Here is a 24,691-nt window from a genome sequence, read left to right on the forward strand (position 1 = left end):
GACCACACAAAGACGAACACCGCAATTCCCGCGAGAAAGGGCCTCCCATGGCCGCCTCCCGCCTGGTCGTGCTGGTCTCCGGCTCCGGCACCAACCTCCAGGCCCTGCTCGATGCCATCGACGCCCACCCCGGCGGATCCGAGGGCTTCGGTGCCGAAGTCGTCGCCGTGGGGGCCGACCGCAAGGGCATCGCCGGCCTGGAGCGGGCGGAGAAGGCCGGGATCCCCACCTTCGTCTGCCCGGTGAAGGACTACGCGAGCCGCGCGGAGTGGGACGTAGCCCTGACGGAGGCGACCGACGCCCACGCTCCGGACCTCGTCGTGTCGGCCGGGTTCATGAAGATCGTGGGCAAGGAGTTCATCGACCGCTTCGGCGGCCGGTTCATCAACACCCACCCCGCCCTCCTCCCCGCCTTCCCCGGCGCCCACGGCGTACGGGACGCGCTCGCCTACGGCGCGAAGGTCACCGGCTGCACGGTCCACTTCGTGGACAGCGGCGTGGACACCGGTCCGATCATCGCCCAGGGTGTGGTCGAGGTCCGGGACGAGGACGACGAAGACGCTCTCCATGAGCGCATCAAGGAAGTCGAGCGCCAGCTGCTCGTCGATGTCGTGGGGCGTCTGGCCCGGCACGGCTACCGCATTGAGGGACGAAAGGTAACAATCCAGTGACCGCCGCAGACATCGCAGCGAGCAACGACCCGACCACGACCCAGCGGCCGATCCGGCGTGCGCTCATCAGCGTCTACGACAAGACGGGACTGGAAGAGCTGGCCCGCGGCCTGCACGAGGCGGGCGTCGCGCTCGTCTCCACCGGCTCCACCGCCTCGAAGATCGCCGCGGCCGGGGTGCCCGTCACCAAGGTCGAGGAGCTGACCGGCTTCCCCGAGTGCCTGGACGGCCGTGTCAAGACCCTGCACCCGCGCGTGCACGCCGGCATCCTCGCCGACCTGCGCCTGGAGGACCACCGCAACCAGCTCGCCGAGCTGGGCGTGGAGCCCTTCGATCTGGTGGTCGTCAACCTGTACCCGTTCCTGGCCACCGTCCAGTCGGGTGCCACTCCCGACGAGTGCGTCGAGCAGATCGACATCGGCGGTCCGTCGATGGTCCGCGCCGCCGCCAAGAACCACCCGTCGGTCGCCGTCGTCACCAGCCCCGCGCGGTACGCCGACGTCATCGCCGCGGCCCAGGGCGGCGGCTTCGACCTCACCGCCCGCAAGCGCCTGGCGGCCGAGGCCTTCCAGCACACCGCCGCCTACGACGTGGCCGTGGCCTCCTGGTTCACGAACGCGTACGCGCCGGAGCCGGAGGCGGTCCTGCCCGAGTTCCTCGCGGGCGCCTGGGAGCGCAAGTCGACCCTGCGCTACGGCGAGAACCCGCACCAGGCCGCCGCGCTCTACACCGACGGGCAGCCGGGCGGGCTCGCCAACGCCGAGCAGCTGCACGGCAAGGAGATGTCCTTCAACAACTACGTGGACACCGAGGCCGCGCGCCGCGCCGCCTACGACCACGACGAGCCCTGCGTCGCGATCATCAAGCACGCCAACCCGTGCGGCATCGCGGTCGGCGCGGACGTCGCCGCCGCCCACCGCAAGGCGCACGCCTGCGACCCGCTGTCGGCCTTCGGCGGCGTCATCGCCGTCAACCGCCCGGTGACCGTCGAGCTCGCCGAGCAGGTCGCGGAGATCTTCACCGAGGTCATCGCCGCCCCCGGCTACGAGGACGGCGCGGTCGAGATCCTGGCCAAGAAGAAGAACATCCGCGTCCTGAAGGTGGACGGCACCCCGCACCAGCCGGGCGACCTCAAGCCGATCTCGGGCGGCACGCTGCTCCAGCAGTCGGACGTCTTCCAGGCCGAGGGCGACGACCCGGCCAACTGGACCCTCGCCACCGGCGACGCCCTCTCCGAGGCCGAGCTCGCCGAGCTGGCCTTCGCGTGGAAGGCCTGCCGGGCCGTCAAGTCCAACGCGATCCTGCTCGCCAAGGACGGCGCCTCGGTCGGCGTCGGCATGGGCCAGGTCAACCGCGTCGACTCGGCGAAGCTCGCCGTCGAGCGGGCGGGCGCCGAGCGCGCGCAGGGCTCGTACGCCGCGTCCGACGCCTTCTTCCCCTTCCCGGACGGGCTGGAGATCCTCACGGCCGCGGGCATCAAGGCCGTCGTCCAGCCGGGCGGTTCGGTCCGTGACGAGCTGGTCGTCGAGGCTGCCCGGAAGGCCGGCGTGACCATGTACTTCACCGGGACCCGGCACTTCTTCCACTGATCGCCGATACCCGGCCGACGGCGAAGGCCGCGTCCCGCAGTGCGGGACGCGGCCTTCGCCGTGTGCGTGTGTACGGGAGGGTCTCAGTACCGGGGGCGCCGGAAGTAGTCGCCCGCCTTCGCGAGGCCCACGATGACCGTGATGCCGAGGGCGAGGGAGACCAGGGACGGCAGTGCGGCGATCACGGCGAACTCGGCCGGGGTGTGCTCGTCGGCACTGAGCGCGATCATGTTCCCCAGCAGGCCGAGAGCGGCGAAGAGGGCCTGCAGCGATCCGTAGATGATGCCGGAGACGCGGACGCCGCCCCGGCCCTTGGCCATCTTGGCCGCGGTCAGGATCGGCCACAGGGCCAGGCCGATGAAGAAGAGGCCGATGACGACGCCCAGGGTGCCGGCGATGGCCCCCGCGTCCTCCGTGGAGGAGCTGGAGTAGGTGGAGTCCGACAGCACTGCGGCGAACACGGCGCCGCCGATGATGAAGAACAGGCCGCCGAGCACCTGCAGGCCGCCGACGACGAAGAGGATGACGCGGGCCGCCTTCGCGCCGCCGGGCATCTCGTGGACCGGAGCGCCCGGGTATCCGACGGGACCGCCCGGGTACGCCTGCGGTGCCTGCTGCGGGTAGGCGTAGCCGCCCTGCGGGGCCTGCTGCGGGTAGCCGTAGCCGGGCTGGCCCTGCGGGGCCTGGGACGGCTGCTGTCCGTACGGATTGTGCGGGTCGCCGAAGCTCATCTTGGGGTGTTCCTCCGTGGAAGTGCGGGGACGCACGGCAATGAGCGCGGAGGAATCCTGCACGGTGCGGTCCGCCCCCCGGCACTGCCCGCGGCACTCAGTCGTTTCATCGTCGTCCGGCGGGCAGGGCTTGTCCAGTTCGTTACGGTGCGGCCGGTGACTTGTTGTGCAAGTGCAATGAACCCTGCACACCTGTGAGCGCCTTGACTGGAACCGGGGCCACATCATCCGGGAGGATGGGGGCATGACCGCCCAGATTCTCGATGGCAAGGCCACAGCCGCCGCGATCAAGTCCGAACTGACCGCCCGCGTGGCGTCCCTGAAGGCCCGGGGCGTCACTCCCGGCCTCGGCACCCTCCTGGTCGGTGACGATCCGGGCAGCCGCTGGTACGTCAACGGCAAGCACAAGGACTGCGCCGAGGTCGGCATCGCCTCCATCCAGCGCGAACTGCCCGCGACGGCCTCCCAGGAGGACATCGAGGCGGTCGTGCGGGAGCTCAACGCCAACCCGGAGTGCACGGGCTACATCGTCCAACTCCCGCTCCCCAAGGGCATCGACACCAACCGGGTCCTGGAGCTGATGGACCCGCTGAAGGACGCCGACGGACTGCACCCCATGTCGCTCGGCCGACTGGTGCTGAACGAGCCGGGCCCGCTGCCCTGCACCCCGTACGGGATCGTCGAACTGCTGCGCCACCACGGCGTCGGCATCAACGGCGCACACGTCGTCGTCCTCGGCCGCGGGATCACCGTGGGGCGCTCCATCGGCCTGCTGCTCACCCGCAAGTCCGAGAACGCCACCGTGACGCTCTGCCACACCGGTACGCGCGACCTCTCCGGGCTGCTGCGCCAGGCGGACATCATCGTCGCCGCGGCCGGTGTCCCGCACCTGGTCAAGCCGGAGGACGTGAAGCCGGGCGCGGCCGTGCTCGACGTGGGCGTCAGCCGTGACCAGGACGGGAAGATCGTCGGCGACGTGCACCCCGGCGTGGCCGAGGTGGCCGAGTGGATCTCCCCGAACCCGGGCGGCGTCGGCCCGATGACCCGGGCCCAGCTGCTCGTCAACGTGGTCGAGGCGGCGGAACGGACCACCAGTGCAGGCTGAACGGGACGGCGAGCACACAGGGCGCGCGGCCGGCGGCGGTGGCGCGGCCGCGGCGAACGGCACGCCCGTCACCGCCGGTGCGCCCGGCACGCCCGTCACCTCGGGCGCGGGCGGCACGGTCGCCGCGCCCGAGGACGAGGCGCGCCGGTCCCGCCGCTTCCCGTCCGTCACCCGGGACACCGCCCGCCCCGAGGGCAGCGGCCGCGCCGTCCCGGGGGCCGTGTCCACCCCCGCCCGTCAGTGGCCGATGCTCAGCGTGCTCGCCGCGACCGCGGCCGGGCTGCTGGCCACCGCGCTGGGGCACCCGAAGGTCGGCTGTCTGGCGATCGGCGTGGCCCTGATCGCCGCCTCGGTGCTGCGCCGCGTGCTGCCCTCGGTGGGGATGCTCGCGATGCGCTCCCGCTTCACGGACATGATCACGTACGGGCTGCTGGGCGTGGCGATCACGCTGCTCGCGCTGGTGATCGAGCCCAAGCCGCTGCTGGAGATCCCGTTCCTGGAGAGCGCGGTCCGCTTCACCGTGCGGTGAGTGCGGCGGGTCCGGCGAGCGCGGTGAGCCGGGTGAGTGCGGCCAGGGTGGCCGCGATGGCCGGCTGGGTCTCCGTACCCGCCCGGACCTGCACGTCCAGCGTCCGCCCCGGCCCCGGCAGCTCCCGTACGGCGGCGCCGGGCGGCGGGGCGTCGCACAGCAGCCTGGGCAGGATCGACACGGCCCGCCCGGTGGCCACGAGCCACAGCCCGGCCCGCAGGTCCCCGCACTCGTGCGCGATGCGCGGGGTGAACCCGGCGTTGCGGCAGGCGTGGAGCAGCATCTCGCGGCAGCTGCTCGGGGCCGGCGCCGAGACCCAGTCGGCGTCCCGCAGCGCGGCGAGCCCGTCCTGCTCGTAGGCGGGGACCAGGGCCTGCGGCAGTGCCAGGCACAGCGGGTCCTCGAACAGCGGCACCACGGTGGTCCCGGGCGCGGGCGGGGCGCCGAGCAGCGGGTACGCGTAGGTCACCGCCAGGTCCAGGCGGCGCGCGCGGAGCCGGGGCACGGCCTCCTCGGGGTCGGCCTGCACGATGCGCGGCCGCAGCCGGGGGTGGCGTACGGCGAGTTCGGCCACGAGCGGCGCGGCCACCGTGGCCAGCGCGCTCGGGGCGCAGCCGACGGCCAGCTCGCCGCCGGGCTCCGCGTCGAGGGCCCGTACGGCACCTTCGGCCCGTTCCAGGGCGGCCAGTACCGGCTCGCAGGCGGCCGCCAGTGCCGCGCCGGCCGGGGTGAGCCGCAGGCCGCGCCCGTCCCGCTCGACGAGGACGGCCCCGGCCTCGGCCTCCAGCGCGCGCAGCTGCTGGGAGACGGCGGAGGGGGTCACCGCGTGCAGGTCGGCGACGGCGGTGACCTTGCCGTGTGCCGCCAGGTCCCGGAGGATGATCATCCGTTTCACGTCAAGCATGAGTTCATCTTAATGATTGCTGTAGGAGAGGTAGCTGGACTTCATCATGGGGCGGGGTGATGCTCGTGCCATGAACGCGAAGCAGAAGGTCCTCCTGGTCGGAGCGAACGGCACCCTCGGCAGTGCGGTCCACGCGGCCCTGCGCGAGCGCGGCCACCAGGTCGTCACCGCCTCCCGCAAGGGCGCCGACGTCCCCGTGGACATCACCGACCCGGAGTCCGTCCGGGCCATGTACGCACAAGTGGCCGAACGGGTGGGCGCGATCGACGCGGTGGCGAGCGCGGCCGGCAGCGTGCCGTGGCGGCCCCTCGGCGAACTGGGCACGGACGACATCCGCAGCGGCCTCGAAGGGAAGGTCGTCAGCCAGATCGAGCTGGTCCGCCAGGGCCTCGCGCACCTTCCCGCGCACGCCTCGTACACCCTGGTCACCGGCATCCTGGCCCGCGAGCCCCTGCTCACCGGCGCGGTGGCCGCCCTCGCCAACGGCGCCGTCGAGGCCTTCGTGCGCGCCGCGGCCATCGAACTGCCCGGCCGCCAGCGCATCAACGCCGTCAGCCCCACCGTCTTCGAGGAGTCCCTCGACGTGTACGGGGACACCTTCGCGGGATTCGACCCGGTGCCGGTCTCCCGCGCGGCGAACGCGTACGTCAAGTCGATCGAGGGCCACCAGACGGGCCGGATCTTCCTGGTGGAGTAGCCGGAACAGGGGCCGAACGGGGGTCCTGGAACCGGCTCCGCCTTCGAAACGGCGGGGTTTGTGTGCCATGCACCACAGGGACCCGGGGGTTAGCCCGCTTCCGGGTCGGATAGCCTGACCGCGGATGTCTCTTCACGTCAAGATTTACAGGGGAGCGGCGTCCTCCAGCACATGGGGCAGGGACGCCCCACCGCCAGCTGTCTAACGGAGAAGGCCATGACCCGCACTCCTGTGAATGTCACCGTCACCGGCGCCGCCGGCCAGATCGGCTACGCGCTGCTCTTCCGCATCGCCTCCGGTCACCTGCTCGGCGCGGACGTGCCGGTCAAGCTCCGTCTTCTGGAGATCCCCCAGGGCATGAAGGCCGCCGAGGGCACCGCCATGGAGCTCGACGACTGCGCCTTCCCGCTGCTCAAGGGCATCGACATCTTCGACGACCCGAACCAGGGCTTCGACGGCGCCAACGTCGCGCTGCTCGTGGGCGCCCGCCCGCGCACCAAGGGCATGGAGCGCGGCGACCTGCTCTCCGCCAACGGCGGCATCTTCAAGCCGCAGGGCGCCGCGATCAACGCGAACGCCGCGGACGACATCAAGGTCCTGGTCGTGGGCAACCCGGCCAACACCAACGCGCTCATCGCGCAGGCCGCCGCCCCGGACGTACCGGCCGAGCGCTTCACCGCGATGACCCGCCTGGACCACAACCGCGCGATCTCGCAGCTCGCGCAGAAGACCGGCGCCGCCGTCTCCGACATCAAGCGCCTCACCATCTGGGGCAACCACTCGGCGACCCAGTACCCGGACATCTTCCACGCGGAGATCGCCGGCAAGAACGCCGCCGAGGTCGTCAACGACGAGCTGTGGCTCGGCGAGACCTTCATCCCGACCGTCGCCAAGCGCGGCGCCGCGATCATCGAGGCCCGTGGCGCGTCCTCGGCCGCCTCGGCCGCCAACGCCGCCATCGACCACGTGCACACGTGGGTCAACGGCACCGCCGAGGGCGACTGGACCTCGATGGGCATCCCGTCGGACGGCTCCTACGGCGTCCCGGCCGGTCTGATCTCCTCCTTCCCCGTCACCTGCAAGGACGGCAAGTACGAGATCGTCCAGGGCCTGGACATCAACGAGTTCTCCCGCACCCGCATCGACGCCTCCGTCCAGGAGCTGTCGGAGGAGCGCGACGCGGTCCGCGAGCTCGGCCTGATCTGATCCGTCCTTCCCGCCGAGGAGCGCTCGCACCTCGGCGGGAAGTGCGGACCCAAGCGCCCCGGCCCCACCAGGCCGGGGCGCTTTGGCGTGTTTACGCCTGTCGCATGATGTAAGTGAAATCTAAGGTCGGTCGGTGACCGAGAGCCGGATTCCCCGTCAGTCCGCAGGCGAACCGCAGGACGACCTCGGCAACGGCCGTCCACCCGTGGAACCGGCGTTCAGCGAGGCCGGCCGCTTCCTCTGCGCGGGCACCTACATCGACGCCGGCTACCGCGACCGGGTGATCGAGGAGCTGTACGTCCACGAGGAGCGGATCGTCGCGCCCTCCTACGGGTTCGACGCCTCGCGCGTCCTCGCCCACGCCCTCCGCGCCCGCCGCGCCGAACTCGGCTGGGCGCTCGGCGTACTCGGCGCCTGGTTCGTGGGCTCCGTGCTCACCGGGGGCGCCCTCGCCGTGCTGCTCTTCCCGTTCCTGCTGCTGAGCCTCGCCGGCTGGCTCCGGGCCCGGTCCGGCCTGCTGGCCCGCCTCCTGTCCATCGTGGTGCGGATCTACGCCTGGTGGAACCTGCTCGTCATCGTGGTCCTGGTCATCGGGATCTGGCTGGTCCTGCTCGGCGCCTTCGACGACACGGACGGCTCGATCGGCCTCGGCGCCCTGCTCTTCTCGCAGGGCATCGGAGGCGTGGCGACCGGATTCGCCATCGGCTGGGTGCCGGCGGTCTTCGCCGCGGTCGTCACCGTCGTGGGACTCCAGCGCGGATACGTCGCCCGGACCATCGCCAACGACCTCAGCCGGGACCGGTACGCCAACCGGCCGGCCGATCCGGCCGAAGCCGACCCCGGCGTACGGTTCGCCCGTGTTCGGCGGCGCATCCTCGACGAGCAGCACTCGCCGCTGATCATGTACGACATCAACGACCCGTTCGCAGGGGCCGGTCAGGCGTACCGTCCCTGGCAGGATTCCTTCGAACTGCGCCCCCGCGAGGACCTGCCCGAAGGCACCACGCCGGAGCCGCTCACCAACGCCCGCATCCTGGACGGGGTCGTGCCCCTGGTGGAGCGGCTGCGGGCGCCCTCGCCGCACGGGTCGCCGCAGGCCCAGGCCGCCGTACTGGACCGGATGCGCGAGCTGGTCGTCGACCAGTGCGTGTTCCTGCCGGGCGGCGGGCTGGGACACCGCGACGAAGGACCGCACGTGCGGGCGGACTTCGAGACGCACCGGGCCGAGGCCATCGAGGAGGGCGGCGAACGCCGCCGGCACTTCCTGCGCATCCGGGTCGGCGGCTGGGACGAGAACATGGTCGTCACCGTGTTCGTACGGGTCCACACCCAGGGCGGGATGATGATGGTGGAGGTGGCGCCGCACGTCCTGCTGCCCGTCCACGCCGCCTTCCACAACGCGGACGCGGACGCCCACCGGTACCTGAACAACAACCGGTTCGGGAAGGTGATCTGGGCCCTGCGGCACATCCCGGGCTCCTTCCCGGCCTCCCTCGTCACCCTGGGCCGCGGCGTCGCGAGCTGGGTGAGGATCGCGGCCGGCGGTCACGGTGGCGCCCGGCCGGAGGGGCCGCGCGCGTCGGTGCGCGTACTCGCGTCGCAGGACAACGGCTCGCTGTTCCATCTCATGGACCTCGACCGGTACTTGAAGACCATCCAGGACCGGGTCATCGCCGGCATTACCTTGGTCCTGCACGAAGGCGGCTGGCACACCGAGGCGTTCGCGCGGCGCGCGAGCATCCACATCGAGAACTACGTGGGTGCGGCGTACGACAGCTCGATCAGCGTCGGCGGCAGCGGCAATCACAACAGCACACACAGGGGGAGTCATGGCGACAGGTAGCGGAAGCGGGAGCGGGCCGGAGCCCGGGGTGTGGATCGGCGGCGTCCACGGCAGCGCGGTCAGTGTCGGCGGCTCCAACAACACCAACACCGTCCACCACGGCGGTACGGCAGCGGGCGCACCCGACGCGGCGCAGCTGCTGGACGCGGTGCTCACCCTGCGCGAGGCGCTCGTACGGGAAGCCCCCCGGGGCGACGACAGAACCGCGCTCGACGCCGAACTGGACGGGATCGCCGAGCAGCTGGAGGGCGCCGAGACGATCCGGCCCGGCCTGCCCGCCCGGCTGCGCGCAGCGCTGGAGCGGTGGGCTCCGCTGGTCGAGTCGGTGAGCGCGGCCGCTGCCCTGGGCAGCCTGCTCGGCGCGCTGGGAGGCTGATCCGTGGTTCCGGCACAGCCGCCGTCCGGCCCGCGCCGCTGGGACGCGCAGGCGCAGCGCTGGGTGGTGGACCAGGCCCCGGCGGGACCGCCGGCAGGGCCGCCACCGGGCATGCCTCCGGTTCCGCCGTCGCACCCGCCGGGTGCGCCGGCGTACGACCCGCTCGGGCCCGGGGCGCCGCCCCCGCCCCCGTACGGGGCGCCGACCGCGCCGCAGCCTCAGTACGTCCCCGACCCGGCGTACCTGCCGCCGGTACCGCCGCCGCCCGGTTACACCTCGCCCTCCGGCGGGTCGGGCGGCCGGTGGCGGACCCCGGTGACGGCGGCGATCGCGGTCGCCTCCGTCGTGATCGGCGGCGGGGCGGTGTGGTTCCTGGCCCGGGACACGAACGGCGCGGACCGCGCGGGCGAGAAGAACGGGACGGTGGCCTCGGGTACGCCGTCATGGTCCGGCGGGGGCCCGTCCGGGACGGCGTCACCCACCGCCTCCGGCTCCCCGACGGCCGGCGCCGGCCCGAGCCGGGTCCCGGGCCCGAGCCCGTCCGGCACCGGGCCGGGGACGGGGGCGGGGGTCCACGAGACCAAGCAGGACCCGTCGGGCTTCACCATCGCCGTCCCGGCCGGCTGGGTGCGGGAGGAGCTCAAGGAGGGGGTCTTCTACCGCTCGGCCGACCGGACCGCGCTGATCCAGGTCTTCCGGGTGTCGGAGCCGGAGCTCAGCCCGCTCGACGCGGTCAAGCAGGCCTCCACCTACCTGCGGGGCGGCACCCGGGGGTACGAGGAGATCAGCGTGGGCGCGGTTCAGGGCGGTTCCGGGGCGGCGGAGCTCGTCTACCAGTACGACAACGAGGAGTCGCACGGGGTGCGGCGCGGTGTCGAACGGGTCTTCTTCGCCGGGGACGGCGGCAAGTGGGCGGTGCTGGCCGCCGGCCCCGCCGCCGAGTGGCAGGTCACGCAGGACCACCACGCGGCGGCGCTGGCCGCGTTCCGGCCGGCCGGCTGACCGGACGCCGGGCGACCCGGAGGGCCGGGCCGGCGGCTTCTCCGGCTGCCGCCCGGCCCGCTCCGCCCGGCCCGCTGCGTCAGGACTGGTACATGCCCGGCTTGTAGTGGCCCGGCACCATGCGGGTGGTGACGCCGATGCGGTTCCAGACGTTGATCGTCGCGATGACGGCGATCAGCTGGGCCAGCTCGCGCTCCTCGAAGTGCTTCGCGGCCTTCTCGTACACCTCGTCCGGCACGAAACCGTCCGTCAGGACCGTGACGGCCTCGGTGAACTCGATCGCCGCGAGCTCCTTCTCGGTGTAGAAGTGCCGCGACTCCTCCCAGGCCGCCAGCTGCACGATCCGGTCGACGCTCTCGCCGTGCGCGATCGCGTCCTTGGTGTGCATGTCGAGACAGAAGGCGCAGTGGTTGACCTGCGAGGCGCGGATCTTGACGAGTTCGACCAGGGCCGGGTCCAGGCCCTTGCGGGAGGCGATCTCCAGGGCCAGGACGGCCTTGTAGACCTCGGGGGCGAGCTTCGCCATCTGCATGCGCGGGGTGTGCTCGGGCGCGTGCTCGTGCGTCGGGGAGGGGGTCCGGAGGTTCTGCGTGCTGTTCGTCATGTGATCCACCGTAGGAGGAAGGCGGCCCAGGGATATGGTCCATATCCATGACGGAATCGTGGGCCACTTTCGGCGCCGACCTGCATCTGGACCTCTCCGCCGGGCGCAGTCTGCGGGCCGGACTCACCGAGGCGCTGCGCGAGGCCGCACGCAGCGGGCGGCTGGCGGCCGGGACCCGGCTGCCGTCCTCCCGCACCCTCGCCGCAGACCTGGGCATCGCGCGCAACACGGTCGCGGAGGCGTATGCCGAACTGGTGGCCGAGGGGTGGCTGACCGCACGCCAGGGTTCCGGCACCCGGGTCGCGGAACGGGCCCGGCCGCGCCGGGCCGCGGCGGCCGCGCCCGTACGGCGCCCCGCGCGCAAGGGGCCCTCGTACAGCCTCCTGCCCGGCTTCCCGGACCTGGGTGCCTTCCCGCGTGCAGCATGGCTGTCGGCGGCCCGGCGGGCGCTGACCGACGCGCCGAACGAGGCCTTCGGGTACGGGTTCGACGGCCGCGGCCGCGTCGAGCTGCGGCAGGCGCTGGCCGGCTACCTGGCACGCGCCCGCGGCGTGTACGCGGACCCGGAGCGGATCGTGCTGTGCGCGGGCTTCCTGCACGGGCTGACGCTGCTGGCGGGGGTGCTGCGGGCGCGGCGGGTGCGGGAGGTGGCGGTCGAGGGGTACGGCCTGGACTTCCACCGGAACCTGCTGGTGCGGGCGGGGCTGCGGACGCGGCCGCTGGGGGTGGACGGGGACGGGGCCCGCACGGGGGAGCTGACCGCTGCGGCGGGCGCGGTGCTGCTGACCCCGGCGCACCAGTTCCCGACGGGCGCGGCCCTGACCCCGGCCCGCCGGGCGGCGGCGGTCGACTGGGCCCGGACCACCGGCGGGCTGATCCTGGAGGACGACTACGACGGGGAGTTCCGCTACGACCGCCAGCCGGTCGGCGCCCTCCAGGGGCTGGACCCGGACCGGGTGGTCTACCTCGGCACGGCCAGCAAGTCACTGGCGCCGGGGCTGCGGATGGGCTGGATGGTGGTCCCGCCGGGGCTGCTGGACGAGGTCCTGGCGGCCAAGGGCCCCACGGACTGGGCCTCCAGCACGCTGGAGCAGCTCACGCTGGCGGAGTTCATCACCTCGGGGGCGTACGACCGCCACGTGCGCGGGATGCGGCTGCGGTACCGGCGGCGCCGGGACGAGCTGGCGGCGGCGGTGGCGGGCCGGGTGGGGGTGTCGGGGATCGCGGCGGGGCTGCACGCCGTGCTGGACCTCCCGGCGGGGACGGAGCGGTCGGTCCTGCAGTCGGCCGCCTGGCAGGACCTGGCCCTGCACGGCCTGTCCGCGTTCCGGCACCCGGAGGCGGGGCTCGCGCCGCGCGATGCGCTGGTCGTCGGCTACGGGACCCCGTCGGACAGCGCCTGGTCCCCGACGCTGGCCGCCCTTGTCGCCGCCCTTCCCTGACGGGGGCCGGCCCCCGGACCCCCGACACGACGGGCCGCAGTCGGCAGACGGGCCAAGTCAATCGTCCTGGTCACCCTCCCGGGGACGGAGGGGCGGGTTCGCCGAAGCGGGCCAGGGCCAGGGAGCCGGCCACCGCCACGACGAAGCCGGTCACGGCGAGCCAGGTCAGGCCCTCGCGGGTGCGGTCGCCGAGCCAGACCACGCCCACCACCGCCGGGCCGATCGTCTCGCCGAGCACCATCCCCGCCGTCGCCGCCGTCACCGAGCCGCGCGCCAGCGCCGAGGTGAGCAGCAGGAAGGCCGCGCCGCCGCCCAGCAGGAGTGCGTACAGCGCGGGGTTGCGCAGGTCCCAGGGGGAGTCGATGAGCCGCACCGAGACCTCGACCACCCCGAAGCCCGTCCCCGCGGCCAGGCCCAGGACCAGCGCCCGGGGCCCGTCCGGGAGCCGCCCCGCCACCGCGCCGACCACCAGCACCAGCCCCGCCACCGCCAGCAGCCCCAGCTTCAGCGCGAGCGTCCCGGTCCCCGAGCCCTCCTCCCCGGCGGAGAGCCCGAGCATCAGCAGTCCCGCGCACACCACCCACACCGCGACCCACTCCGTCCGGGACAGCCGCACCCGCAGCAGCCGCGCCGCGACCACCGCCGTCACCGCCAGACTGGCGGCCAGCGCGGCCCCCACCGCGTAGATCGGGACATGGCGCAGCGCGATGATCTGGAGGACGAAGCCGACCGCGTCGAGGCCGAGGCCCAGCAGGTACCGCCACTGCCGTGCGGCGCGCAGGAACAGCGCCGCGTCCACCCCGGACCCCGATCCCGGCTCCGCCGCCCGCGCCGCGACCGCCTGGAGAACGGACGCCGTGCCGAAGCAGACCGCCGCACCGAGGGCGCAAATCATCCCAATGAGCACGAACTGACTCTAGGTCACGGATCTCACGGCGGCCGGATTCCATCGGCCGGGGCCACCGCTCTACTCTGTCGGCAGCACGCCAGGCCCCAGGGGGAGCAGCAGACATGGACAGCAGCAGCACCAACCAGCGCCGTATGCGCTCCGGCGCGGTCGCCCTCGGCGGCATGGGCCTGCTCGCGGCCACCCTCGTGGCCTGCGGCAGCAGCGACGAGCCCGACAAGCGCTGCGCGTCCCGCTCCACGCTGGAGCACCTGAACAACAAGGAGTGCAAGAGCGGCGGCCGCGGCGCGTACTACTACGGCGGCTACGTCAGCAGCGGCAAGGTCTCCGGCGGCAGCTTCGACAAGTCCGCCGTCACCCGCGGCGGCATCGGCGGCCACAGCAGCTCCGGCTCCAGCGGCGGCTGAGGAAACCGGAACCCATGCAGCGGCACACCATCGAGCCCCGCCCCGGCTGGCAGAAGACCGTCGAGGAGCAGGGGCTCATCTATCCCCTCACCCGCTACCCCGACGACTCCCTGCGTCCCTACTGGGACGAGAGCGCGTACTACTCGTTCTCCCTCCCCGAGGTCGAGGCCCTGGAGAACGTCGTCGAGGAGCTGCACGCCATGTGCCTGGCGGCGGCCGCGCACATCGTCGAGCACGACCGCTTCGCCGACCTCGGCATCACCGACCCCGCGCTCGCCGGGCTGATCGCCGAGTCCTGGCGCCGCCGCGCCGAACAGCCCTCCCTCTACGGCCGTTTCGACCTGCGCTACGACGGCACCGGCAGCCCGGCCAAGATGCTGGAGTACAACGCCGACACGCCCACCTCCCTCGTGGAGGCGGCCAGCCCGCAGTGGTTCTGGATGGAGGAACGCTTCCCCGGCGCCGACCAGTGGAACTCCCTCCACGAGCGCCTCGTCGACGCCTGGCGCCGCCAGGCGGAGCTGCTGGCGCCCGGCCCGCTGCACTTCGCGCACTCCGAGACCGACGAGCTCGGCGAGGACCTGATGACGGTCGCCTACCTCCAGGAGACCGCCGAGCAGGCCGGCCTGGACACCCACGCCCTCTCCGTCGAGCAGATCGGCTGGGACAGCCTGTCCGGCCGGTTCGTCGACGAGAAGCTCCGCTTCATCCGCAGCTGTTTCAAGCTCTACCCGTGGGAGTGGCTGGCCACGGACGAGTTCGGCCCGCAGGTCCTCGGCACGTACGACCACGGCGGAGGCACCGGCACCACCTGCTGGATCGAGCCCCTGTGGAAGATGCTGCTCTCCAACAAGGCGCTGCTGGCCATCCTGTGGGAGCTCTTCCCGGAGCACCCGAACCTGCTGCCCGCCTACCTCGACGGACCGCGCGAACTGGCCGGGCCCGGGTCCGCCGGCTACGTGGCCAAGCCGCTCCTCGGCCGCGAGGGCGCGGGGGTCACCCTGCACGAACCGGGCGAGGGCGGCGAGCCGTTCGTACCGGAGGAGGGCGAGCGGTACTGCTTCCAGGGCCTGGCCCCGCTGCCCGACTTCGACGGCAACCGGGTGGTGCTCGGCGCGTGGGTCGTCGAGGACGAGGCGGCGGGGCTCGGCATCCGCGAATCGGCGGGGCCGGTCACGGACGAGTACGCCCGCTTCCTGCCCCACGTGATCCTCTAGGGCCCGGCGGCCCCTGCCTCAGGCCAGCACCGCCCGGAGCTGGTCCAGCCCCCAGTCCAGGTCCTCCTTGCTGATCACCAGCGGCGGGGCGAGCCGGATCGTCGATCCGTGGGTGTCCTTCACCAGCACCCGCCGGTCCATCAGCCTCTCGGACACCTCCCGGCCCGACCCGTGGCCCGGGGCGATGTCCACGCCCGCCCACAGCCCGCGGCCCCGTACGGCGGTCACGGCGCCCCCGCCGACCAGCAGGCCCAGCTCGTGGTGCAGGTGGTCGCCCAGCTCGGTGGCGCGCTGCTGGAACTCGCCGCTGCGGAGCATCGCGACGACCTCCAGGGCGACGGCGCACGCGAGGGGGTTCCCGCCGAAGGTGGACCCGTGCTGACCGGGCTTGAACACCCCGAGCACGTCCCGGTCGGCGACGACGGCCGACACCGGCACCACGCCGCCGCCGAGCGCCTTGCCGAGGATGTAGACGTCGGGGACGACCCCCTCGTGCTCGCAGGCGAAGGTCTTCCCGGTCCGCCCCAGCCCCGACTGGATCTCGTCCGCCATGAAGAGGACATTCCGCTCGCGGGTCAGCTCCCGTACGCCGCTCAGGTAACCGGCGGGCGGCACCAGCACCCCCGCCTCGCCCTGGATCGGCTCCAGCAGCACGGCCACGGTGTTCTCGGTGACCGCGTGGGACAGCGCGGTGAGGTCCCCGTACGGGACGATCTCGAAGCCCGGCGTGTACGGACCGAAGTGGTCGCGGGCGTCGTGGTCCGTCGAGAAGGAGACGATGGTCGTGGTCCGGCCGTGGAAGTTGTCGGCGGCGACCACGATCTTGGCGTGCCCGTCGGGAACGCCCTTGACCTCGTAGCCCCACTTGCGGGCGGTCTTCACCGCCGTCTCCACGGCCTCCGCGCCCGTGTTCATCGGCAGCACCATCTCCTTGCCGCACAGATCGGCGAGCGCGGTACAGAAGTCGGCGAACCGGTCGTGGTGGAAGGCGCGCGAGGTGAGCGTGACCCGCTCCAGCTGGGAGCGGGCGGCGTCGATCAGACGCCGGTTGCCGTGCCCGAAGTTGAGGGCGGAGTACCCGGCGAGCATGTCGAGATATCTGCGGCCCTCCACGTCGGTCATCCACGCGCCTTCCGCGGATGCGACGACGACGGGCAGCGGATGGTAGGTGTGCGCGCTGTGCGCGTCGGCGGAGCGGATGGCATCAGCAGTTGTCGACACGGGGTCTCCGATCGTCCGTCTTGCCCGGTGCAGCGGTGACGAGGGTGGCGTCACCCTTCTTATCGTCGCCTTCTTATCGTCGCTCCGATCCCGGATGCAGAAACCTTCCGCGCGGCGCGCCCGCTAAGGTGGGGCGTACGCACGGCGACTGGCGCACGGAGAACGAACTCCGGGGGAGTCGTGCGCGTTCGACCGCATTCAGGGCCGCTCGCCTGGGCCTCGCGGGGTACCGATCACATCGACCCCGGAGGAGCCCGCCATGTCCGCGAGCCGCCATCCCGCCCTTTCCGCGACCGATCCCGAACTGGCGTCGTTCGTCGCGGCGGAAGAAGTGCTCCAGGCGCAGACCCTGCGCCTGATCCCCAGTGAGAACTACGTGTCCGCGGCCGTCCTCGAGGCCTCCGGCACCGTGCTGCAGAACAAGTACAGCGAGGGCTACCCCGGCCGCCGCTACTACGAGGGCCAGCAGAACATCGACCGCGTCGAGGCCCTGGCGATCGAGCGGGCGAAGGGCCTGTTCGGCGTGGACCACGCGAACGTGCAGCCGTACTCCGGCTCGCCGGCCAACCTGGCCGTGTACCTGGCCTTCGCGAAGCCCGGCGACACCGTGATGGGCATGGCCCTGCCGATGGGCGGGCACCTGACGCACGGCTGGGGCGTCTCCGCGACGGGCTCGTGGTTCCGGGGCGTGCAGTACGGCGTCCAGGCCGACACCGGGCTCATCGACTACGACGCCGTGCGCGAGCTGGCCCTCGCCGAGCGGCCCAAGCTGATCTTCTGCGGCGGCACCGCCCTGCCGCGCACGATCGACTTCGCGGCCTTCGCGTCCATCGCCGAGGAGGCGGGCTCGATCCTGGTCGCGGACGTGGCCCACATCGCGGGCCTGATCGCGGGCGGCGCGCACCCGTCCCCGGCGGGCCACGTGGACGTCATCTCCACCACGACGCACAAGACCCTGCGCGGTCCGCGGGGCGCGATGCTGATGTGCCGCGAGGAGCACGCGAAGGCCATCGACAAGGCGGTCTTCCCGGGCCTCCAGGGCGGCCCGCACAACCAGACGACGGCCGGCATCGCGGTGGCCCTGCACGAGGCGGCCCAGCCGTCCTTCACCGCGTATGCGCACGCGGTCGTCGCCAACGCGAAGGCGCTGGCGGCGGCGCTGCTGGAGCGGGGCTTCGACCTGGTGTCGGGCGGTACGGACAACCACCTGATCCTGATCGACCTGACGGGCAAGGACGTGCCGGGCAAGGTCGCCGCCAAGGCCCTGGACCGGGCGGGGATCGTGGTGAACTACAACACGGTTCCGTTCGACCCGCGCAAGCCGTTCGACCCCTCGGGGGTGCGGATCGGTACGCCGTCGCTGACGTCGCGGGGGCTGGGCGTCGCCCACATGCCGCAGGTCGCGGACTGGATCTCGCGCGCCGTCGACGCCGCGGCTAAGGGTGACGAGCCGGCCCTGGCCGTGGTCCGCGCGGAGGTCGCCGACCTGATGGCCGCCTTCCCGGCTCCGGGCCTCCCCCTGTCCTGACCTGCGGCGCCGTTGCGGGGGCGCTGCCCCCGGACCCCCGCGCCTCAAACGCCGGCGGGGCTGGATTTCCAGCCCGCCCGGCGTTTGAGGGCGTCCCTCGGCCGGAGCCGCCGCCGCACCGTCCGGCCCCGCGCAGCGGTGTCCGCCTGCGTCGGCACGGCGCGGAAAGCGGTCGCTCGGCCGGGGCCGGATCCGGACGCACCGCTACCGCCCGGTACCCCCGCACCGCACCGGCACCCGCGGCGCGACCCGGAAGGATCCGGCCAGCGGCGGGCCCGAGCCCGCCCCCGCACCTGAGAGAATGAAGCCATGGCTTCTGATCGTCCTCGCGCGCTCTCCGGCATCCAGCCCACCTCCGGTTCGTTCCACCTCGGGAACTACCTCGGAGCCATCCGCCAGTACGTCGCCCTGCAGGAGACGCACGACGCCTTCTACATGGTCGTCGACCTGCACGCGATTACCATGCCGCAGGATCCGAAGGACCTCCGCGCGAACACCCGTCTCTCCGCCGCGCAGCTGCTCGCGGCCGGCCTGGACCCCGAGCGCTGCACGCTCTTCATCCAGAGCCACGTGCCCGAGCACGCCCAGCTCGGCTGGGTCATGAACTGCATCACCGGTTTCGGCGAGGCCAGCCGGATGACCCAGTTCAAGGACAAGTCCGCGAAGGGCGGCGTCAACAGCGCCAGCGTGGGCCTGTTCACGTACCCGATCCTCCAGGTCGCCGACATCCTGCTCTACCAGGCGAACGCCGTCCCCGTGGGCGAGGACCAGCGCCAGCACATCGAGCTGACCCGCGACCTCGCCGAGCGCTTCAACCAGCGCTACGGCCGGACCTTCACCCTGCCCGCCGCGCACATCGTCAAGGAGGTCGCGAAGATCTACGACCTCCAGGACCCGGCGATCAAGATGTCGAAGTCCGCGTCGTCCCCCAAGGGCCTGATCAACCTCCTCGACGAGCCCAAGGTCACCGAGAAGAAGATCAAGAGCGCGGTCACCGACACCGAGGCCGAGATCCGCTTCGACACCGAGAAGAAGCCCGGCGTCAGCAATCTGCTCACGATCTACTCCACCCTCACGGGCGAGACGATCGCCGAGCTGGAGGCGAAGTACGAGGGCAAGGGCTACGGCGCGCTGAAGACCGACCTGGCCGGTGTGATGGTCGATTTCGTCACACCGTTCAAGCAGCGCACCCAGGAATACCTGGACGACCCGGAGACGCTGGACTCCATCCTGGCCAAGGGCGCGGAGAAGGCCCGTGCGGTCGCCGCAGAGACCCTCGCGCAGGCGTACGACCGCCTCGGTCTGGTGCCCGCCAAGCACTGACGAACGCAACTACGGACAGAGGGCCCTGGCAAGAACGGGGGTGCTGCCGCCACACTGGGGCGGCAGCAGTCCACAGCGACAAGCGGAGGAGAGATACGTGGGGACCGTAACGCTCGGCGTTTCGATCGCGGTCCCGGAGCCGTACGGCAGCCAGCTCCAGCAGCGGCGCGCCGGCTTCGGGGACGCTGCCGCGCACGGCATCCCCACGCACGTCACCCTCGTCCCGCCGACCGAGGTGGAGGCGGACCGGCTCCCGGCGATCCGGGCCCACCTCGCCGGGGTCGCGGCAGCCTCCAGCGCCTTCCGGATGCGGCTGGGCGGTACGGGAACCTTCCGCCCCCTCTCTCCGGTCGTCTTCGTCCAGGTCGTCGAGGGCGCCACGGGCTGCACCCGCCTCCAGGGCGAGGTCCGCGACCCCCACGGGCCGCTCAGCCGCGAGCTGGCCTTCCCGTACCACCCCCACGTCACCGTCGCCCACGGGATCTCCGAGGAGGCGATGGACCTGGCGTTCTCGGCCCTCTCCGAGTACGCCGCCGAGTGGCTCTGCGAGGGCTTCGCGCTCTACGAGCAGGGCTCGGACGGGGTCTGGCGCAAGCTGCGCGAGTACCCCTTCGGGACCGGGGCGAGCGGCGTGCCGACGCAGCCGGGCTGCCCCGCGGGCGAGGCGGCCGGGGCCACCGGGGCGACCGCCCTGCCGTCCTGACGGAGCGGGCGCAGGGTCAGCCGGGCGGTGCGCCGGGCGCGGAATCTCAGCCTTCGCAGGACCAGCGTGTGGAACGGGCGACCCGCAGGGCGCGCTTCGGAAAAAGTCACAGTCGACGACCGTAGTCCCCGAAACCGACAATCCCGGCTATTTCCGAGCGCTCATTTACGGTGACCCCATGGACTGGCTGACGAAACTCCCGGTGATCGGGCCGCTCGCGGCCCGTCTCATGCGTACGCACGCGTGGCGTTCGTACGAACGCCTCGACCGCGTGCACTGGACCCGGCTCGCCGCCGCGATCACCTTCATCAGCTTCCTCGCGCTCTTCCCGCTGGTCACCGTGGCCGCCGCGGTGGGCGCGGCGCTGCTCAGCGAGAAGCAGCTGGACCAGCTGGAGAAGAACCTCTCCGAGCAGGTCCCGGGCATCTCCGACCAGCTCGACATCGAGGGGCTCGTGGCGAACGCGGGCACCGTCGGGCTCGTCGCCGGCGCCTTCCTGCTCTTCACCGGCATCGGGTGGGTGGGCTCGATGCGGGACTGCCTGCGCGCCGTGTGGGACAAGGACGACGAGGACGACGGGAACCCCATCGTCCGCAAGGGCAAGGACGGGCTCGTGCTGCTCGGCCTCGGCGCGGTGGGCCTCGCCTCGGCCGCCGCCTCGATCTTCGGGGCCTCGGCGGTCGGGAAGTCCGCCGAGTGGCTGGGCATCCCGCGCGAGGGCGCGGGCGGCGCGCTCCTGCGCACGGCCGCCTTCGTCGTCGGCGTCGTGGCCGCCTTCCTGGTCCTGCTCTACCTGCTGACCCTGCTCCCCGGGGTGGAACCGCCGCGCCGCCGCCTGATCGAGGCGGCGCTCATCGGCGCGGCGGGCTTCGAGCTGCTGAAGCTGCTCCTCAGCGGCTACATGCGGGAGGTCGCCGCGAAGAGCATGTACGGGGCCTTCGGCGTGCCGATCGCCCTGCTGCTGTGGATCAACTTCTCGGCGAAGCTGCTGCTCTTCGTCGCGTCCTGGACGGCCACGCGCGACGACGAGGAAGACCCGAAACCCCAGGTGAGGGGCGAGGAAGACTCGATCGAGTGAATCATTGGCTCGGCCCCGGCAGGCGTGGGTAGTTCCCCCCCGCGAGGTTCCGTGCACGATGCAACGGGACCGATCGTCCCGGCCGCCCCTGGAGGGCCCATGTCCGCACGCCGCACGCACAAGCTCCTCACCACGACCGCCGTGCCGTCCTTCTCTCCGCAGCCGGGGCCGGTCTCGCGGCCCCCGCGAGCGCCACCGCCCCCGCCGCGGTCCAGAGCGCGGTGCAGCACGTCAAGGCGGTGCCCTTGTTCAACGCGGGCGGGAAGTGGGAGCTGTACCAGACCAATGCCACGGTGCACGTGAACCTGCGGCAGGACGCGGGCGGGACCCTCTTCGGAACCGTCGCGTCCGGGAGCACCGTCGGGACCCTCCGGGAGGGCTGGGTGGACGGGAACAAGATCTACTTCCTCGTCGACTGGTCGCACGGCCCCGTGGGGCGCTACGACGGGACCCGGGGGGCGGACGGACGTCTCTCCGGCACCACCTTCGACATGACCAACCCGTCCAGCCACGCCAACTGGTCCACCCTGCGCCAGTTCTGACCGAAGGGGCCGGGCCGGGCCCGTGCGGGTCCGGCCCGGGCCTACACCAGGTCCTCGCCCCGGCTGCGGCGGCCGCGCGGCCAGCGCCGGTTGACCACGAAGGCGCCGCCCGCCAGTACGGCCAGCACGCCGCCCGCGACGCCCAGCGCGGTGCCCACGCCGCCCGAGCCGTGCCCGGCCGCCGACGGGTTGTTCTCGTGCGACTGGGCCGGGGAGCCGTGCGAGGAGGTGTCGGCGCTCTTCGGCGGCACCAGCTCACCCACCGGCTTGACCTTGCCGGCCGCCGCGAAGCCCCAGTCGAACAGCGCCGCGGTCTCCTCGTAGACCGAGTTCGCGCCGCCCGCGTCCGGGTTCATCACCGTGACGAGCAGCTTCTTGGAGCCCTGCTGGGCGGCGCCGGTGAAGGTGGCGCCGGCCATGGTGGTGTTGCCGTTCTTCACCCCGGCGATGCCCTTGTAGGGGGAGAGCCCGCCCGCACCCGTCATCAGCCGGTTGGTGTTCTGGATCTCGAAGTACTCGCGCGGCTTGCCGGCCTCCTGCCGGCCGGGGAACTTCGCGCTCGCCGTGCCGCAGTACTCCCGGAAGTCCTGCTTCTGCAGCCCGGAGCGGGCGATCAGCGTGAGGTCGTACGCGCTCGACACCTGTTCCGGGGCGTCGTACCCGTCGGGGGACACGACGTGCGTGTCGAGGGCCTGCAGCTCCTCGGCGTGCGCCTGCATGTCCTTGACGGTCTTGTCGATGCCGCCGTTCATGGCCGAAAGTACGTGCACGGCGTCGTTCCCCGAGCGCAGGAACACCCCGAGCCACAGGTCGTGGACGGAGTACTCGAGGTCCTCCTTGACCCCGACCAGGCTGCTGCCCGGGCCCACGCCGTCCATGTCCTGCTCGGTGACCTTGTGGACCTGCTCCTTGGGCAGGCCCGGCAGCACGGTGTCCGCGAAGAGCATCTTCATGGTGGAGGCCGGGGGCAGCCGCCAGTGCGCGTTGTGCGCCGCCAGGACCTCGCCCGACTCGGCGTCCGCCACGATCCAGGACCGCCCGGTGAGGTTCGTGGGCAGGGCGGGCGCGCCGGGCAGCAGGTTCACCTGGGTGCCGGGCTGGCCGAGCAGGGATCCGCCGACCGTCGACATCGACACAGGCGGCGCGGGCGCCTGCGGCGCCTTGGCGGGCCCGCCCTTTCCATCGGCCGGCGGGGTCGGCGCGGCGTGGGCAGGGGCCACCAGCAGGGCGGGCGCCAGCAACGCGGCGGAAAGGACCGTCAGCGCGGTCGTCTTGGCAGACACGCAGGTGAAAGTACCTCCCGATGAGCTGTCCGGCGTCGCGGACCGGCCAATTCGGTGCAACCACCCCCGGGACAGCCCACCCCGGCGCGTCCGTCCTGGGGACGAATCCGATACTGAAGGCATGAAACTCAGCCGTGCCGCCTCCTGGTTCCTGCTCGCCTTCGGAGTGTGGAGCTGGTTCATCTGGGTGTCTTTCGTCCGGAACCTGTGGAAGAACGGCAGTGGCCAGGCCTTCGATGCGGCGGGCGATCCCACTTCCTACTTCTGGGTGCACCTGACGCTTGCGGTGACGTCCTTTCTCCTGGGGACGGCGGTCGGTGTGATCGGGTTGCGCGGGGTCCGGGCCCTGCGGCGTGAATCACGTACGGCCGCGGGCACGGGGACGGGCACCGGCGCGGGCGGCGACAGAGGGGCCTCGGCGTGACGATCCTCGTCTTCGCGCTCGTCGCGCTCGCGGTCTGCGCCCTGCTGGTGCTCGTGCACCGCTGGCTCTGGATCCGCCTGGTCCGCGACACCACGGCGCCCGGCGCCCTCACCCGCCGCATCGGCACGGCCTTGACCATCGCCCTGCCCCTCCTCTCACTGGCCGCCCTGACCACGGGTCGCGCCGGAGCCCCCTTCTGGCTGCAGCAGACGGTGGCCTGGCCGGGATACCTCTGGCTCGCGGTGCTCCTGTACCTGACCCTGACGATGCTGGTCGCGGAGCCGATCCGCGCGCTGTTGCTCCGCCGTCTGGCCCACCGGGTCCCCTCCGGAGCGGTCACCGCACCTCCCGCGCCGCAGACCGTTCCCCGGGCAGCCGCCCCCGAGCCGGCCCCGGCGTCCGGCGCGGCCGCCACCGCCGAGCCCGCCGAGCCCGCCGTCATGGGGCTGGAGCTGACCCGCCGCCGGTTCGTCGCGCGGGCGGTCGGCGGGGCGGCCGCCGCCGTGGCCGTCGGCACCGTCGCGACCGGGACGTACGGGGTCCTGCGCGGACCCAGCGTCCGGCGGGTGCGGGTACCGCTGGCCAAGCTGCCGCGCGCGGCGCACGGTTTCCGCATCGCCGTCGTCAGTGACGTCCACCTCGGCCCGGTGCTCGGCCGCGCCCACACCCAGCGCATCGTCGACACCGTCAACCGCACCCAGCCCGACCTCATCGCCATCGTCGGCGACCTCGTCGACGGCAGCGTCCCCGACCTCGGGCCTGCCGCGGAGCCGCTGCGCCGGCTCTCCGCCCGCCACGGCTCGTACTTCGTGACCGGGAACCACGAGTACTTCTCCGGGGCGCAGCAGTGGATCGACCACGTCCGCGAACTCGGGCTGACCCCGCTGGAGAACGCCCGCCGCGCGCTGCCCCACTTCGACCTCGCCGGCGTCAACGACATCCAGGGGGAACAGGAGGGGAGCGGCCCCGACTTCCGGGCGGCCCTCGGTGACCGCGACCGGACCCGCGCCGCCGTGCTCCTCGCCCACCAGCCCGTCGTCATCCACGACGCCGTCCGCCACGGCGTCGACCTCCAGCTCTCCGGCCACACCCACGGCGGCCAGCTCTGGCCCGGCAACTACCTCGCAGAGCTCGCCAACCCCACCGTCGCCGGGCTGGAGCGCTACGGGGACACCCAGCTCTACGTGTCCCGCGGGGCCGGCGCCTGGGGACCCCCGGTCCGGGTGGGCGCGCCGTCCGACATCACGGTCGTGGAACTCGCCTCATATCAGGCCTGACCCGTCCCAACTGCCGCTGAACTCCCGTGAATCGGCCTTCCGGCGGCTGATATTCCGTGATGGGATGACCGTTAATCGGACA

General features: G+C 72.6%; 25 protein-coding genes and 1 riboswitch. Of the genes, 19 read left to right on the forward strand and 6 right to left on the reverse strand.

The features are described 5' to 3' along the window. The first annotated feature begins 47 nt into the window (after nt 1-47). On the forward strand, nt 48-671 hold the full coding sequence (gene purN, locus OG472_RS27185; RefSeq protein ID WP_401607243.1) for a phosphoribosylglycinamide formyltransferase: 624 nt from the start codon (nt 48-50) through the stop codon (nt 669-671). Continuing rightward, nucleotides 668-2,260 (forward strand): bifunctional phosphoribosylaminoimidazolecarboxamide formyltransferase/IMP cyclohydrolase, encoded by a 1,593-nt coding sequence (gene purH, locus OG472_RS27190; protein WP_401607242.1) that lies wholly within the window; start codon nt 668-670, stop codon nt 2,258-2,260. The genes purN and purH overlap by 4 nt, the downstream gene beginning before the upstream one ends. 83 nt (nt 2,261-2,343) lie before the next feature. Here the strand turns inward: purH and OG472_RS27195 are convergent, their stop codons facing one another. Further along, nucleotides 2,344-2,991 (reverse strand): hypothetical protein, encoded by a 648-nt coding sequence (locus tag OG472_RS27195; RefSeq protein WP_401607240.1) that lies wholly within the window; start codon nt 2,989-2,991, stop codon nt 2,344-2,346. A 244-nt stretch (nt 2,992-3,235) separates the two neighbouring features. Here OG472_RS27195 and OG472_RS27200 point away from each other — a divergent pair, with 244 nt between their 5' ends. Further along, nucleotides 3,236-4,096, forward strand: coding sequence for a bifunctional methylenetetrahydrofolate dehydrogenase/methenyltetrahydrofolate cyclohydrolase (locus OG472_RS27200; RefSeq protein ID WP_401607238.1), 861 nt, complete (start codon nt 3,236-3,238; stop codon nt 4,094-4,096). After that, entirely contained in the window at nt 4,086-4,625 is a 540-nt protein-coding gene (locus OG472_RS27205) for a DUF3017 domain-containing protein (protein ID WP_405942159.1), read from the forward strand. The genes OG472_RS27200 and OG472_RS27205 overlap by 11 nt, the downstream gene beginning before the upstream one ends. Here the strand turns inward: OG472_RS27205 and OG472_RS27210 are convergent. Next, nucleotides 4,612-5,529 carry a LysR family transcriptional regulator gene (locus OG472_RS27210; RefSeq protein WP_405942160.1) on the reverse strand — a complete coding sequence of 306 codons (918 nt, stop codon included), beginning with the start codon at nt 5,527-5,529 and terminating at the stop codon, nt 4,612-4,614. The two genes, OG472_RS27205 and OG472_RS27210, sit on opposite strands and share 14 nt — an antisense overlap. Nucleotides 5,530-5,599: 70 nt before the next feature. Between OG472_RS27210 and OG472_RS27215 the strand changes: the two genes are divergently transcribed. From OG472_RS27215 to OG472_RS27235, 5 genes are all read left to right on the forward strand, one after another. Then, a complete protein-coding gene (locus tag OG472_RS27215; protein ID WP_405831672.1) occupies nt 5,600-6,226 on the forward strand; it encodes a short chain dehydrogenase in 627 nt (208 codons plus the stop codon). A gap of 216 nt (nt 6,227-6,442) precedes the next feature. Next, the gene (locus tag OG472_RS27220; protein WP_401607229.1) at nt 6,443-7,432 is read left to right on the forward strand and encodes a malate dehydrogenase; all 990 of its coding nucleotides are present in this window, start codon (nt 6,443-6,445) and stop codon (nt 7,430-7,432) included. 133 nt (nt 7,433-7,565) lie between these two features. Then, complete coding sequence (locus OG472_RS27225) at nt 7,566-9,275, forward strand: hypothetical protein (protein ID WP_405831674.1); 1,710 nt, start codon at nt 7,566-7,568, stop codon at nt 9,273-9,275. Beyond that, entirely contained in the window at nt 9,262-9,651 is a 390-nt protein-coding gene (locus tag OG472_RS27230; RefSeq protein ID WP_405831676.1) for a hypothetical protein, read from the forward strand. Before OG472_RS27225 ends, OG472_RS27230 begins: the two co-directional genes overlap by 14 nt. A gap of 3 nt (nt 9,652-9,654) precedes the next feature. Then, nucleotides 9,655-10,653, forward strand: a complete 999-nt coding sequence (locus OG472_RS27235) for a hypothetical protein (RefSeq protein WP_405831677.1) — start codon at nt 9,655-9,657, stop codon at nt 10,651-10,653. Between the two features lie 79 nt (nt 10,654-10,732). Here the strand turns inward: OG472_RS27235 and OG472_RS27240 are convergent, their stop codons facing one another. Next, on the reverse strand, nt 10,733-11,257 hold the full coding sequence (locus tag OG472_RS27240; protein ID WP_401607220.1) for a carboxymuconolactone decarboxylase family protein: 525 nt from the start codon (nt 11,255-11,257) through the stop codon (nt 10,733-10,735). Between the two features lie 47 nt (nt 11,258-11,304). On the opposite strand from OG472_RS27240, the gene OG472_RS27245 reads away from it, so the two are divergent. Then, nucleotides 11,305-12,699: a PLP-dependent aminotransferase family protein gene (locus OG472_RS27245; protein WP_405831678.1), complete on the forward strand. Its 1,395-nt coding sequence runs from the start codon at nt 11,305-11,307 to the stop codon at nt 12,697-12,699. Between the two features lie 70 nt (nt 12,700-12,769). Here OG472_RS27245 and OG472_RS27250 read toward each other — a convergent pair whose 3' ends face one another. Next, entirely contained in the window at nt 12,770-13,594 is an 825-nt protein-coding gene (locus tag OG472_RS27250; protein WP_401607872.1) for a hypothetical protein, read from the reverse strand. 116 nt (nt 13,595-13,710) lie between these two features. Between OG472_RS27250 and OG472_RS27255 the strand changes: the two genes are divergently transcribed. Both OG472_RS27255 and OG472_RS27260 read left to right on the forward strand, forming a co-directional pair. After that, entirely contained in the window at nt 13,711-14,013 is a 303-nt protein-coding gene (locus OG472_RS27255; protein WP_030710521.1) for a hypothetical protein, read from the forward strand. 14 nt (nt 14,014-14,027) lie between these two features. After that, nucleotides 14,028-15,230: a glutathionylspermidine synthase family protein gene (locus OG472_RS27260; protein ID WP_401607215.1), complete on the forward strand. Its 1,203-nt coding sequence runs from the start codon at nt 14,028-14,030 to the stop codon at nt 15,228-15,230. 18 nt (nt 15,231-15,248) lie between these two features. On the opposite strand, the gene rocD is transcribed toward OG472_RS27260, so the two are convergent. Next, nucleotides 15,249-16,451 (reverse strand): ornithine--oxo-acid transaminase, encoded by a 1,203-nt coding sequence (gene rocD, locus OG472_RS27265; protein ID WP_405831680.1) that lies wholly within the window; start codon nt 16,449-16,451, stop codon nt 15,249-15,251. Between the two features lie 134 nt (nt 16,452-16,585). Then, nucleotides 16,586-16,676, forward strand: a riboswitch (ZMP/ZTP riboswitch). A 34-nt stretch (nt 16,677-16,710) separates the two neighbouring features. On the opposite strand from rocD, the gene glyA reads away from it, so the two are divergent. The 5 genes from glyA (at nt 16,711) to OG472_RS27290 (ending at nt 21,625) form a co-directional block, all read left to right on the forward strand. Beyond that, entirely contained in the window at nt 16,711-17,979 is a 1,269-nt protein-coding gene (gene glyA / locus OG472_RS27270; protein WP_383565302.1) for a serine hydroxymethyltransferase, read from the forward strand. 309 nt (nt 17,980-18,288) lie between these two features. Beyond that, nucleotides 18,289-19,302, forward strand: a complete 1,014-nt coding sequence (trpS, locus tag OG472_RS27275) for a tryptophan--tRNA ligase (RefSeq protein ID WP_383565304.1) — start codon at nt 18,289-18,291, stop codon at nt 19,300-19,302. A 97-nt stretch (nt 19,303-19,399) separates the two neighbouring features. Further along, complete coding sequence (locus OG472_RS27280; RefSeq protein ID WP_383565306.1) at nt 19,400-20,005, forward strand: 2'-5' RNA ligase family protein; 606 nt, start codon at nt 19,400-19,402, stop codon at nt 20,003-20,005. 178 nt (nt 20,006-20,183) lie between these two features. Beyond that, the gene (locus OG472_RS27285) at nt 20,184-21,083 is read left to right on the forward strand and encodes a YihY/virulence factor BrkB family protein (RefSeq protein ID WP_405831682.1); all 900 of its coding nucleotides are present in this window, start codon (nt 20,184-20,186) and stop codon (nt 21,081-21,083) included. A gap of 245 nt (nt 21,084-21,328) precedes the next feature. Next, on the forward strand, nt 21,329-21,625 hold the full coding sequence (locus tag OG472_RS27290) for a hypothetical protein (protein WP_405942161.1): 297 nt from the start codon (nt 21,329-21,331) through the stop codon (nt 21,623-21,625). Nucleotides 21,626-21,666: 41 nt separating this feature from the next. Here the strand turns inward: OG472_RS27290 and OG472_RS27295 are convergent, their stop codons facing one another. Further along, nucleotides 21,667-22,908 (reverse strand): D-alanyl-D-alanine carboxypeptidase family protein, encoded by a 1,242-nt coding sequence (locus OG472_RS27295; protein WP_401607202.1) that lies wholly within the window; start codon nt 22,906-22,908, stop codon nt 21,667-21,669. A 121-nt stretch (nt 22,909-23,029) separates the two neighbouring features. Between OG472_RS27295 and OG472_RS27300 the strand changes: the two genes are divergently transcribed. Both OG472_RS27300 and OG472_RS27305 read left to right on the forward strand, forming a co-directional pair. Further along, entirely contained in the window at nt 23,030-23,332 is a 303-nt protein-coding gene (locus tag OG472_RS27300; RefSeq protein ID WP_401607199.1) for an SCO4848 family membrane protein, read from the forward strand. After that, nucleotides 23,329-24,609, forward strand: coding sequence for a metallophosphoesterase (locus OG472_RS27305; protein WP_405831687.1), 1,281 nt, complete (start codon nt 23,329-23,331; stop codon nt 24,607-24,609). The genes OG472_RS27300 and OG472_RS27305 overlap by 4 nt, the downstream gene beginning before the upstream one ends. Nucleotides 24,610-24,691: the final 82 nt, after the last annotated feature.

The organism is Streptomyces sp. NBC_00207 (assembly GCF_045160965.1).
Taxonomy (GTDB): domain Bacteria; phylum Actinomycetota; class Actinomycetes; order Streptomycetales; family Streptomycetaceae; genus Streptomyces.

What these genes read in the sequence shown, in the direction of transcription:
- OG472_RS27300 (WP_401607199.1), top strand. Translation starts at nt 23,030, where the DNA reads ATGAAACTCAGCCGTGCCGCCTCCTGGTTCCTGCTCGCCTTCGGAGTG.
- trpS (WP_383565304.1), top strand. Translation starts at nt 18,289, where the DNA reads ATGGCTTCTGATCGTCCTCGCGCGCTCTCCGGCATCCAGCCCACCTCC.
- OG472_RS27240 (WP_401607220.1), bottom strand. Translation starts at nt 11,257, where the DNA reads ATGACGAACAGCACGCAGAACCTCCGGACCCCCTCCCCGACGCACGAG.
- OG472_RS27220 (WP_401607229.1), top strand. Translation starts at nt 6,443, where the DNA reads ATGACCCGCACTCCTGTGAATGTCACCGTCACCGGCGCCGCCGGCCAG.
- glyA (WP_383565302.1), top strand. Translation starts at nt 16,711, where the DNA reads ATGTCCGCGAGCCGCCATCCCGCCCTTTCCGCGACCGATCCCGAACTG.
- OG472_RS27195 (WP_401607240.1), bottom strand. Translation starts at nt 2,991, where the DNA reads ATGAGCTTCGGCGACCCGCACAATCCGTACGGACAGCAGCCGTCCCAG.
- OG472_RS27200 (WP_401607238.1), top strand. Translation starts at nt 3,236, where the DNA reads ATGACCGCCCAGATTCTCGATGGCAAGGCCACAGCCGCCGCGATCAAG.
- OG472_RS27230 (WP_405831676.1), top strand. Translation starts at nt 9,262, where the DNA reads ATGGCGACAGGTAGCGGAAGCGGGAGCGGGCCGGAGCCCGGGGTGTGG.
- OG472_RS27250 (WP_401607872.1), bottom strand. Translation starts at nt 13,594, where the DNA reads ATGATTTGCGCCCTCGGTGCGGCGGTCTGCTTCGGCACGGCGTCCGTT.
- OG472_RS27210 (WP_405942160.1), bottom strand. Translation starts at nt 5,529, where the DNA reads ATGCTTGACGTGAAACGGATGATCATCCTCCGGGACCTGGCGGCACAC.
- OG472_RS27260 (WP_401607215.1), top strand. Translation starts at nt 14,028, where the DNA reads ATGCAGCGGCACACCATCGAGCCCCGCCCCGGCTGGCAGAAGACCGTC.
- OG472_RS27215 (WP_405831672.1), top strand. Translation starts at nt 5,600, where the DNA reads ATGAACGCGAAGCAGAAGGTCCTCCTGGTCGGAGCGAACGGCACCCTC.
- OG472_RS27255 (WP_030710521.1), top strand. Translation starts at nt 13,711, where the DNA reads ATGGACAGCAGCAGCACCAACCAGCGCCGTATGCGCTCCGGCGCGGTC.
- purN (WP_401607243.1), top strand. Translation starts at nt 48, where the DNA reads ATGGCCGCCTCCCGCCTGGTCGTGCTGGTCTCCGGCTCCGGCACCAAC.
- OG472_RS27285 (WP_405831682.1), top strand. Translation starts at nt 20,184, where the DNA reads ATGGACTGGCTGACGAAACTCCCGGTGATCGGGCCGCTCGCGGCCCGT.
- OG472_RS27245 (WP_405831678.1), top strand. Translation starts at nt 11,305, where the DNA reads ATGACGGAATCGTGGGCCACTTTCGGCGCCGACCTGCATCTGGACCTC.